The organism is Hyphomonas sp. UBA3601 (assembly GCF_002375605.1).
GTDB lineage: Bacteria > Pseudomonadota > Alphaproteobacteria > Caulobacterales > Hyphomonadaceae > Hyphomonas.
This window is the reverse complement of sequence record NZ_DFME01000120.1, coordinates 429-10,844: the sequence shown is the minus strand read 5'-3', so window position 1 is coordinate 10,844 and position 10,416 is coordinate 429. Positions and strand designations below refer to the sequence as shown.

General features: G+C 59.0%; 12 protein-coding genes. 7 read left to right on the top strand and 5 right to left on the bottom strand.

Going from position 1 to position 10,416, the window contains the following annotated elements; genetic code table 11:
• Positions 1-6 precede the first annotated feature (6 nt).
• From B4F73_RS12850 to mnmA, 7 genes are all read left to right on the top strand, one after another.
• Complete coding sequence (locus tag B4F73_RS12850) at positions 7-126, top strand: YnbE family lipoprotein (RefSeq protein WP_349679570.1); 120 nt, start codon at positions 7-9, stop codon at positions 124-126.
• Positions 127-148: 22 nt separating this feature from the next.
• On the top strand, positions 149-499 hold the full coding sequence (locus B4F73_RS12845; protein ID WP_290478538.1) for a YdbL family protein: 351 nt from the start codon (positions 149-151) through the stop codon (positions 497-499).
• A gap of 36 nt (positions 500-535) precedes the next feature.
• On the top strand, positions 536-796 hold the full coding sequence (locus tag B4F73_RS12840; RefSeq protein ID WP_051607596.1) for a hypothetical protein: 261 nt from the start codon (positions 536-538) through the stop codon (positions 794-796).
• An 82-nt stretch (positions 797-878) separates the two neighbouring features.
• Positions 879-1,520 (top strand): histidine phosphotransferase family protein, encoded by a 642-nt coding sequence (locus tag B4F73_RS12835; RefSeq protein WP_206992444.1) that lies wholly within the window; start codon positions 879-881, stop codon positions 1,518-1,520.
• 87 nt (positions 1,521-1,607) lie between these two features.
• Positions 1,608-1,973 carry a response regulator gene (locus B4F73_RS12830; RefSeq protein ID WP_034812625.1) on the top strand — a complete coding sequence of 122 codons (366 nt, stop codon included), beginning with the start codon at positions 1,608-1,610 and terminating at the stop codon, positions 1,971-1,973.
• A gap of 68 nt (positions 1,974-2,041) precedes the next feature.
• Positions 2,042-2,884, top strand: a complete 843-nt coding sequence (locus B4F73_RS12825) for a CheR family methyltransferase (RefSeq protein ID WP_206992445.1) — start codon at positions 2,042-2,044, stop codon at positions 2,882-2,884.
• 83 nt (positions 2,885-2,967) lie between these two features.
• Positions 2,968-4,152, top strand: coding sequence for a tRNA 2-thiouridine(34) synthase MnmA (gene mnmA / locus B4F73_RS12820; RefSeq protein WP_290483458.1), 1,185 nt, complete (start codon positions 2,968-2,970; stop codon positions 4,150-4,152).
• On the opposite strand, the gene B4F73_RS12815 is transcribed toward mnmA, so the two are convergent.
• The 5 genes from B4F73_RS12815 to B4F73_RS16855 all read right to left on the bottom strand — a co-directional run bounded on the left by B4F73_RS12815 (position 4,149) and on the right by B4F73_RS16855 (position 10,267).
• Positions 4,149-4,991 (bottom strand): DMT family transporter, encoded by an 843-nt coding sequence (locus tag B4F73_RS12815; protein WP_290481290.1) that lies wholly within the window; start codon positions 4,989-4,991, stop codon positions 4,149-4,151. The genes mnmA and B4F73_RS12815 overlap by 4 nt on opposite strands.
• Before the next feature lie 31 nt (positions 4,992-5,022).
• Complete coding sequence (locus tag B4F73_RS12810; protein WP_290478535.1) at positions 5,023-6,102, bottom strand: mitochondrial fission ELM1 family protein; 1,080 nt, start codon at positions 6,100-6,102, stop codon at positions 5,023-5,025.
• Entirely contained in the window at positions 6,103-6,576 is a 474-nt protein-coding gene (gene greA / locus B4F73_RS12805) for a transcription elongation factor GreA (RefSeq protein WP_034812620.1), read from the bottom strand.
• A gap of 67 nt (positions 6,577-6,643) precedes the next feature.
• Complete coding sequence (gene carB, locus B4F73_RS12800) at positions 6,644-9,916, bottom strand: carbamoyl-phosphate synthase large subunit (RefSeq protein WP_290483457.1); 3,273 nt, start codon at positions 9,914-9,916, stop codon at positions 6,644-6,646.
• 126 nt (positions 9,917-10,042) lie between these two features.
• Complete coding sequence (locus B4F73_RS16855) at positions 10,043-10,267, bottom strand: hypothetical protein (RefSeq protein WP_414651872.1); 225 nt, start codon at positions 10,265-10,267, stop codon at positions 10,043-10,045.
• Positions 10,268-10,416 lie beyond the last annotated feature (149 nt).

The window sequence follows — 10,416 nt, the reverse complement described above, 5'->3', positions numbered from 1 at the left end:
GTCCGCATCGAACCGTCCGACAAGCCGATCAAGATCGACTTGAATGTCAATATTACCCAGGAAGTCCGCGTGATCCTCGACAAGGAAGTCGAAGACCTGATCGCGGACAATCCAGACTTGTTCTAAACTCGCGAAATCTGGAGACGAGATGATGAAATCCCTTCGCACTTTTTTCGCTGCCCTGGCCTTGGCCTTCGGCCTTGCCGCGATGTCGCCAGCCGCCTTTGCGGGTGATCCCGCCATTGATGCTGCCATTGAGGCGGGTGAGGTCGGCGAACGCATTGACGGTCGCCTTGGCGTTATCGGGTCGGCTGACCCGTCGCTCATTCGCAAGGTTCAGGAGATCAACAACAAGCGCGCCGCCAAATATGCGGAAGTCGCTACTGAAACCGGCACGACGGTCGCTGAAGTCGCCCGCATCACCGGCGAAAAGCAGATTTCCAAACTGAGCCCTGGCCAATGGTACATGGATGCCAGCGGCAGCTGGAAGCAGAAATAGCTTGTTTCCAGCGCCGTCAGGCGTAGGTGATCAGACATGTCACGCAAGCTGATCTTCTGGATTGTAGCCAGTTTCGTGCTCCTGGGGCTGATGCTCTGGGGCATTTCGCTGTTCTGGGAAAGCAATGCTGACGGGCTCTCAGGGCATGGCTGGATCGCCTATGTCCTGGGCGGCGTCATGACGCTTGGTCTGTCAATTGGCCTGTTTCTGCTCACCTTCCACAGTGCGCGCCACGGCTATGACGATATCGACCGTCCGGAAGATGCAACTGAGCAGAATGTTGAATATCGCCAATAGTTCATACAGCCTTGATTGACACGCCGGGCGGCTCACACAATCCTGCGCAAAATCTGAACTCTAGAACGGGGCTCCACTACCCATGATCGATCCTGCACGCCTATCCGCGTACATCGCATCACGCATCTGCCACGACCTTGTTTCGCCCGTATCTTCGGTCACGAATGCGCTCGATCTGTTGAACGATCCGGGTGACATGGAAATGAAGGCGCAGGCCCAGGACCTGCTGCATGATGGAGCCGAGAAGGCGGGCGCTCGGATTCAGTTTCTGCGCTACGCCTTTGGGTCGATCGGCTTGAATGCGGGCGCGGCCGACATTCATGAAGCGCGCAAGATCACCGAGAACTTCGTGGCCAGCCACCGGCCGAGTATCGAATTCGATATCCAGACCGACCATTTGAGCTTCTCGCATGTTCGGATGATGATGAACCTCGTAATGATGGGCATTGACTGTCTGCCGCGCGGCGGCGTGATTCATGTGCGCATTCGCAATGAGCAAGTGGGCCTGACGATCACTCTGACCTGCAAGGGCAATCGGGCGCGCCTGCGCCCTGACATCGCCAATGGTATCAAGGGAATCGAACCAGAGGATGGCTGGCGTCCGGAAACCATTCAGCCCTTGTTCTCGAAGATCATCTGCGATGGTCTCGGCGGCGAGTTGACCGCCAGCGAAAGCGAAGAGACGGTCATCATCATGGCGGCGGGCATTCGCGCAGAGGGATAGTGCTGGCCCGAAATTTACACTTTGGCAGGACTTTCTTAACCGGGGTCGGCCAGATTCGAGTCCGAACCGCTGCGCACAGGATACATCATGAAAACCTGTCTGATCGTTGATGACTCCCGTGTAGTCCGGAAAGTGGCGGCGCGCATTGTGCGCGACCTGAAGTTTGACGTGCTGGAAGCCGGCGATGGAGCAGACGCCATGCGCCAGTGTCGCCAGAAAATGCCCGATGCCATCCTGCTTGACTGGAATATGCCAGTCATGAACGGCTTGGACTTCCTGCGGGCCTTGCGCCGCGAAGAAGGCGGCAAACATCCGCTTGTCGTGTTCTGCTCCATTGAGAATGATGCTGAACACATAAATGAAGCGTTGAGTTCAGGCGCTGACGAGTTCATCATGAAGCCCTTCGACGCCGATATTCTGGAAAGCAAATTTGCGGAAGTCGGCCTGGTCTGAAGCATTTCTTAATAAACCGAGCCCTATGGGTAAGGTTTATGGGCAGAATGTCCGATTCGGAGTGTTAGATGCAGGAAGAGGTCTTCAACGAGTTGGCTGAGCTGGCGCTGAAAGGCTCCGGTCAGGCGATTCCGAAATCCAAATCCTATCTGATTGAAGCCCGGCTTGCGGCAATCGCCCGCCGCGAGGGCTTTGGCACCATGGCGGATCTCGTCCACTGCCTGAAATCGCGCGCCAATCCGGTCTTCGCGGCCGAAGTCGCATCCGCGTTGGTGTCCAAGGACACCTGCTTCTTCCGGGACCGCGACGCCCTAAAGCGTGTTGTCGACGACGTACTGCCGAAACGGCTGAAGGCGTCCAATACGGGCCGTCTGAAAGTCTGGTGCGCCGGCGGCAGCACGGGCCAGGAAGCCTATTCCCTGGCGATCCTGCTGGAAGACGAATTGCCTGCCAGCCTGCGCGGCGCAAAGATCGATATTCTTTCGACTGATATCTGCAAGGTCTCCACCGAGACCGCTCGCGTGGCGCGCTATGGGCACTACGAGGTTCAGAAGGGGCTGTCGATCCACCGACTCGTCAAGCACTTCACCCGTCTCGAAACCGGCCAGTGGGAAGCGTCTGAAGCCTTGCGTTCGCGCGTGAGCTTTCGCCAGCACAATCTGCTCGAGCGGGCAGACGGGCTCGGAAACTTCGATGTTATCCTCTGTCGGAATGTATTGTCCGGAATGGCGCGCGCGTCCCGTACCAAAGTGATTGAAAGCGTCTCGAAACAAATGATGCCCGGCGGCATGATTCTGCTCGGTGGTGGCGAAAGTGTCATCGGCCTGACCGACAAGCTGGAGCCGGCTCGCCACTTCCGGGGCGGTTGGGTTGCTGCTGGAACGGCCAACGCTGAAGCATCTGCAGCCTGACCCCCTCGCAATTTGGCGCGTCTCGCGCTATATGCGCCCATTCCTGAAACTGCTCCGGGCCTTTAACCCGGTTGGAGTGAGACATGACTTATGAATTGCCGCCGGCCTGGGATGGCCGTGTGAACTCTCTTGGATTTGCCAAACCGCCCGCGGAAACGCGCGTCGTCGCTGCCATGTCGGGCGGAGTCGACAGCTCTGTCGTGGCCGCCATGCTGAAGGCGCAGGGCTACGACGTGATTGGCATCACGCTACAGCTTTACGATCATGGCGCTGCCATCGAGAAGAAGGGCGCCTGCTGCGCCGGGCAAGACATCCATGATGCCCGCAACGTATCCGACCAGATCGGCATTCCGCACTATGTACTCGACTACGAGTCTAAGTTCCGCGAGCAGGTGATGGAAGACTTCGCCGATACCTATCTGGCCGGTTCGACACCGATTCCGTGCATTCGCTGTAACCAGACGGTCAAGTTTTCGGACCTGTTGAAAACCGCCCGTGATCTCGGGGCAGATTGTCTTGCCACAGGGCATTACATCCGCCGCACGGATGGTGACGATGGGCCGGAGCTTCACCGTGCCGCGGATGCGAGCCGTGATCAGTCTTACTTCCTGTTCGCAACGACGGCAGAGCAGCTGGACTATCTGCGCTTCCCGCTCGGCTACCTGCCGAAGACGCAGGTGCGCGAACTGGCTGATCAGTTCAATCTGCCGGTGGCTTCCAAGCCGGACAGTCAGGACATCTGTTTCGTGCCGGAAGGCTCCTATGCCACGGTTGTGGAAAAGTTGCGTCCGGGTGCCGGACGGGGCGGAGACATTGAACATCTTGATGGTCGCGTGCTCGGTCAGCACAATGGCGTGATCCACTACACGATCGGCCAGCGCCGGGGGCTTGGGGTTGCGACGGGTGACCCGCTCTATGTGGTCAAGATCGACGCGCCCAACCGCCGGGTCATTGTTGGCCCGCGTGAAGCCTTGATGACGTCCGGCCTGTTGCTGGAAGAACTCAATTGGCTGGGCGAAGGATCGCTCCAGGCGGCTGCTGATGCAGGGGTGCCCGTGCTCGTCCGTGTGCGGTCCACGCGGCCGCCCGTGCCGGCCCGTTTGGGGTGGAGTGATGGCGTTCCCGTGATCTGGTTCGATAATCCGGAAGAGGGTGTCGCGCGTGGCCAGGCCGCCGTGCTCTACGACGCAGAAGGCAGCACGCGTATTCTGGGCGGCGGCTTTATTCTGAAGCCGATCCCGGCCGATGAGCGGGTTGTTGCTGCCTAGCGGGGCTTTCGGGCGCCGGTCACTGACAGCCCGATACCACCGAGTACAATCAGCGCAGCAATTGCAAAGCGTAGTGTCAGATCCTCGCCGAGCATCGCGATGCCGCCAAGCGCGGCGAGGATCGGGACGCTGAGTTGTGCGATGGCCGCGGTGGCTGAGGTGATACGGGGCAGGATAGCGTACCAGAGTGCATAACCGAGCCCAGACGTAACAATGCCTGACAGGCAGGCCAGCAAGACGCCTACTGGGGTCAACTCTGGCCCGATGGCGAAGAGACCTAGCAGGCTGAGCGGAGCTGCCAGCGCGAAGTTTGCTGCGGTATCCTCGGTGGCATTTTGTGCACCGCGACCGAGGAGTGAATAGATTCCCCAACCGAGCGCCGCGATGCCCATCAACGCCGCGCCCACTGGGTCGACCGGAGCGGCGTCAGTCGGCCAAAGAAACCAGGCCAGGCCACCTGCCGCCACGAGTGCACCGATCCATTTCAGGGCCGGGACGTGCTCTCTGGCCAGCAGGGCGCCAGCGAACATGGTGATTTGCACACCGCCGAACAGGACCAGCGCCCCGACGCCCGTATCGAGCGACAAGTACGCAAACGAGAAACCGAGCATGTAAGCGAGCAAGGCGGCGACGCTGACCCCCCGCTTTGTAGACAAGAGAGCCGGACGTGTCGAAGACTGTGCGAGCACGATCAGGCCGAGAATGATCGCGCCGCTGAACAGGCGGATCACTGCGAAGCTTGCTGGATCAATCAGGTCGCCCGCGAGTGCCAGCCGGTTGAGCACCGAATTGGCAGCGAAGGCGAGCATGGCGAGCAGGGTGAGTGCGAACAGCTTCATGCTGCACCGCTCCGCCACTGTCGACAAAGTATCATTCCATCCAGTCCGGCGGCGCGACTTTTGACCCATCGCCGCCCATGTCTGGCTGGGGGTGGCGCTCCAGAAGCTTCTCGACGATTGCATCTGCAACGCGGTCTGCCTCACGCAATGCTGGATAGCTCCATGTTTCCAATGTGCCCCCGAACCAGCGAGCGGCGCCATGATCGATCAGGCTCTGGTGCAAGCTGTCGAATTTCTTGGAGCGACCTTCCAGACGCGCGATGTGGATTGGCAGATCATGCCAGGCCGCATCGGACAGCATGTTGGCGCTGTCCTCTGTCACGATGGCGCAATCGGAAAAGACCAACCATGCAAGATAGGGATTGTCGCCATCTTCCGGGCCGGCCCAGAACCGGGCTCCGACTTCATCCGCCATCGAACGGAACCTGGATACAATCGGCACAGGCGTGCGGCGCGATGTTGTGATCCGCAGACGCCAGCCTTGCCCCGCCAGGATGCGAAGCTGGGATTCAAGACGCTCGGCAGCAGCATCGGTAAATGTATGTGTGCGGGAGTTCCCCCCCAGAATGACGATCGCGCTCTTGTTGCGCTCGTCGGCCAGATCGGCAAAGGATTGGCCCGCATCTTCGATCAGGTCAGGGGCAAAATAGGATGGCGAACCGATCGTCTGAATGACATTCGGGCCGTTTGTCTCGTCATGCGCCGGTGTGACCAGAAGGTCGAAGTTTTCTGAGGGAATCCTTGGGTCGAGGATTTGGACGGTCAGCGTTTTTCCGCCGGACAGTTCCCGCACGGCACGAGTCAGGGCAGCTGAACGACGGCCCGCAGCAATCCAGATCGTTGGCCATGGCGGGGTTAGCAGGTCGCGCTGATTCTTCGGCAGTGAAGCCAGGGGAGACGGCCATTTGTCCGCAGGCAACAGGGTCCACGGCAAGCGTGGGCTCAGCGTCAGAGGTTCGGAGCGGTGCGATTCACCATTAATGTGAGCAATCTGAATCCATCGCCGCGTATCACCCAGTGCCTGCAGCACTGCGCGAACCTGAGCAGCATTGCCTGCGCGGCCGTCCGAGACCGCCCAGACGGATGGTCCGAGCGACCCCGCCTCTGCCATTTACAGGTACTCGACCTTGGCAACTTCGTAAGCGCGCGCTCCGGACGGGGCGGCCACTTCGGCTTCGTCGCCTTCTTCCTTGCCGATCATTGCACGAGCAATTGGCGAGGTGACGGAGATCTTGCCGTCCTTCACATTGGCTTCGTCTTCGCCAACGATCTTGTACGTGCTCTCTTCTTCCGTATCGACATCAATCAGAGTCACAGTCGCGCCAAAGCGCACCTTGCTGCCACCCAGCTTGGAGACGTCGATCACGTCCGCGCGGGCAAGCTTGTCATCGATCTCGGCGATGCGGCCTTCGATGAAGCTCTGCTTCTCCTTGGCAGCGTGATATTCAGCGTTTTCGGACAGATCACCATGCGCACGCGCTTCCGCGATCGCCGCGATAATATTCGGGCGCTCAATGGATTTCAGCGTCTTAAGTTCTGACTGAAGCGCAGCATGGCCTTCAGCGGTCATGGGAATGCGTTCCATCTGTGTCACCTCTATTGTTGGCGGCAAAATCGTTGTCTTAATTGGTAATGGCGTCAAGTGGGGCTGATCAGGCCGATTGCAAGGCGCGCACCGAGATTTCCCGGTCTTTCATACTCTCAATGGCCTGCACCGAGGCAATCGAGGAGGCCAGAGTTGTGAAATACGGTATCTTGCGGTTTACGGCAGTCCGGCGAATGGATGCGGAATCTGCAAGCGATGCTGCACCTTCGGTCGTGTTGAAAACCAATTGCACGTTGCCATTGATCATGGCGTCCAGAATGTGCGGCTGGCCTTCGAGAACCTTGTTGATCCGGCTCACTTTCAGGCCTTCAGCCTCCAGAAAGGCAGCTGTTCCGGCGGTGGCGAGGATCGAGAATCCGAACTCCGTAAGCTTTCGAATCGCCGGAACGATGGCCTTCTTGTCGGAATCTCGCAGAGACACGAATACCGTTCCTGAGTCTGGAAGATGGACCCCGACGCCAAGCTGACTTTTCAGGAAGGCCATGCCGAAATCATCATCCCAGCCCATGACTTCGCCGGTCGACCGCATCTCCGGGCCGAGTTGCGGGTCCACACCGGGGAAGCGGGCGAATGGGAACACCGCCTCTTTCACCGCCACGCGCCGAGGATTGGCCTGGGTCAGGTCGAATTCTGTCAGGCTCATGCCCGCCATTACCTTGGCCGCAATTCCGGCAATCGGGGCACCAACGGCTTTTGCAACGAATGGTACGGTCCGACTGGCGCGGGGATTGGCTTCCAGCACGTAGATTTCGTCATCCTTGACGGCGAACTGAATATTGATCAGGCCGCGTACTTTCAATGCGCGGGCAAGGGCAATCGTTTGCTCGGCGAGGCGCCCCTGAAGTGCAGGCGAAAGCGTATAGGGCGGCAGGGCACAGGCGGAATCGCCCGAATGCACACCTGCTTCTTCGATATGTTCCATGATGCCGGCGACGTGCACATTCTCGCCATCGCACAGCGCGTCCACATCCACCTCGATCGCATCGGACAAATATCGGTCAATGAATAGCGACGCATCGCCGGAATCCTTGGCGACGCTCAGGGCTTCGGCAGCAAATTTGCGCAGGTCTTCATCATTGCGGGCGATTTCCATGGCCCGGCCGCCCAGCACGAAGGAGGGTCGCAGCATGACCGGATACCCGATCTCGTTGGCTTTGATTTCGGCTTCTTCGACAGAGCGGGCCGTGCGGGACGGTGCTTGCTGGATGCCAAGAACGTCGAGCAGGGCTGCAAATTGCTCACGGTCTTCGGCGAGGTCGATGGAGGCCGGGCTGGTGCCAAGAATTGGCACGTTTTCCTGGTCAAGCGTGTTGGCGAGTTTCAGTGGCGTTTGGCCGCCGAATTGTACGATCACTCCGTTCAGCGTGCCGGCCGATTGCTCTTTGTGGATAATCTCCAGAACATGTTCTTCCGTCAACGGCTCAAAATAGAGCCGGTCAGATGTATCATAGTCCGTGGACACCGTTTCCGGATTGCAATTGACCATGATGGACTCGATGCCGATGTCATCCATCGCGAATGCGGCATGACAGCAGCAATAGTCAAACTCGATGCCCTGACCGATCCGGTTGGGGCCGCCCCCAAGGATGATCGCCTTGTTGCGATCTGATGGCAGCGCTTCGCATTCAGCTTCGTCGGCGCCGAACACGGGCTGTTCATAGGTGGAGTAAAGGTAGGGGGTCTTCGCGGCAAACTCGGCTGCGCATGTATCGATACGTTTGTAGACCGGGCGCACGCCGAGGCCGTGGCGTGCATTGCGGATTTCCGCTTCGCCCTTGCCGGCCAGCTTGCCGAGGCGCTTGTCAGAGAAGCCGAGCATCTTCAGGCGCAGCATGCCTTCATGGTCGTCAGGCAGGCCATCCTTCAGGATGCCAGCTTCAACCTCCATCAGTTCAGCGATCTGGCGCAGGAACCATTTCTCGATAGAGGTGATTTGATGAACTTCGTCCACGGATAGACCCTGACGCAGGGCTTGCGCCACCACGCGCAAGCGGTCCTGTGTCGGTACGCCGAGCGCCGTGCGCAAATCAGCTTCTGTGTCGAATGCGATATCATCAAGCCCGGACAGGCCGGTCTCCAATGAGCACAGGGCCTTCTGCAGACTTTCCTGGAATGAGCGACCAATCGCCATGGCTTCGCCGACGGATTTCATCGCCGTGGTCAGTACGGGGTCGGCGCCCTTGTACTTCTCGAAGGCAAAGCGCGGTATCTTGGTGACAACATAGTCAATTGTCGGTTCGAACGAGGCAGGAGTGACACCCGTGATGTCATTGTCCAGTTCATCTAGCGTGTATCCCACGGCCAGTTTTGCGGCGATCTTGGCAATCGGGAAACCGGTGGCTTTCGAGGCAAGCGCAGAGGAGCGCGACACACGCGGGTTCATCTCAATCACGACGAGGCGGCCATCCGCGGGGTTGACCGCGAACTGGACGTTAGATCCGCCCGTCTCTACGCCAATCTCGCGGAGCACCGCGATCGAGGCGTTCCGCATGATTTGGTATTCCTTGTCGGTCAGCGTCAGCGCCGGCGCGACCGTGATGGAGTCGCCAGTATGGACGCCCATCGGGTCGATATTCTCGATGGCACAGATAATGATGGCATTGTCCGCTGTGTCGCGGACCACTTCCATCTCGTATTCTTTCCAGCCCAGCAGGCTTTCATCGACCAGGATCTGCGCCATGGGGGAGGCAGCAAGACCGGACCGACAAATTTCTTCATACTCTTCGACATTGTACGCAACGCCGCCACCGGTGCCGCCGAGCGTGAAGGCCGGGCGGATGATGGCGGGCAGGCCAACTTCGTCCAGCGCGGCCATGGCGCGCTTCAGGCCTTCGATCCGATCATATTTGCCGTCTTCACTCTTCGGAGACGCGATGATGGCGGCGCGGGGATTTTCAAGACCGAGCCGATCCATCGCTTCGCGGAACAGCTTGCGGTCTTCGGCCATCTCGATGGCTTCGGCCTTTGCGCCGATCAGCTCCACGCCATGCTTTTCGAGGATGCCGGCATAGTGGAGGTCCAGCGCGCAATTGAGTGCGGTCTGGCCACCCATGGTCGGGAGCAGGGCATCCGGCTTTTCAGCCTCGATAATCTTTTCGACAACTTCCGGCAGGATGGGCTCGATATAGGTTGCGTCAGCGAGCTCTGGATCGGTCATGATCGTTGCCGGGTTCGAATTGACCAGGATCACCCGGTAGCCTTCGCTTTTCAGCGCTTTGATCGCCTGCACGCCGGAATAGTCGAACTCGCAAGCCTGCCCGATGATGATCGGACCGGCACCAATAACCAGGATAGAGCGGATATCCGTGCGCTTCGGCATGTTGCTTTTCTCCTACCGGCCAAACGGCTGCTCCATAGCTGGGAGTCGGGGGCGGGGGCAAGACTAAAGGGGTGGGTTTCCGTTATTAGCTGCAATTGACCGTCGCGGGGCGATCAGGCTGCAAGCTCAGAGCGCTCCATTATGGACAGTCGAATGCTCATGAACCAGGTGCCACCCACCTGTGATTTTCTCCCAGATTTGAGAAACTGCCTGCGTCTGGTTCATCACCCCGTCTTCATGGGTGATGCCGCTCAGCTCGGTGAAGAAGTTTGCGGCGGCCATGTCTTGGGTGCGGCGCAAATTGATCGCGGATACGATGTTGATATGCCAGCGCTTGAACGTGTCTTCCAAAACCGGCTGCCAAAGCTGACGATATTGGGCAAGGTTTTGGCTTATCGCGACGTCGCTGCCAAAATCACTAAGCAGGCGGATACACCCAGAGCCTGTGAGGGGTATGGCTTCTCGGTCGGCATGGCCTTGCGGCCAACAGCTGTACCAGG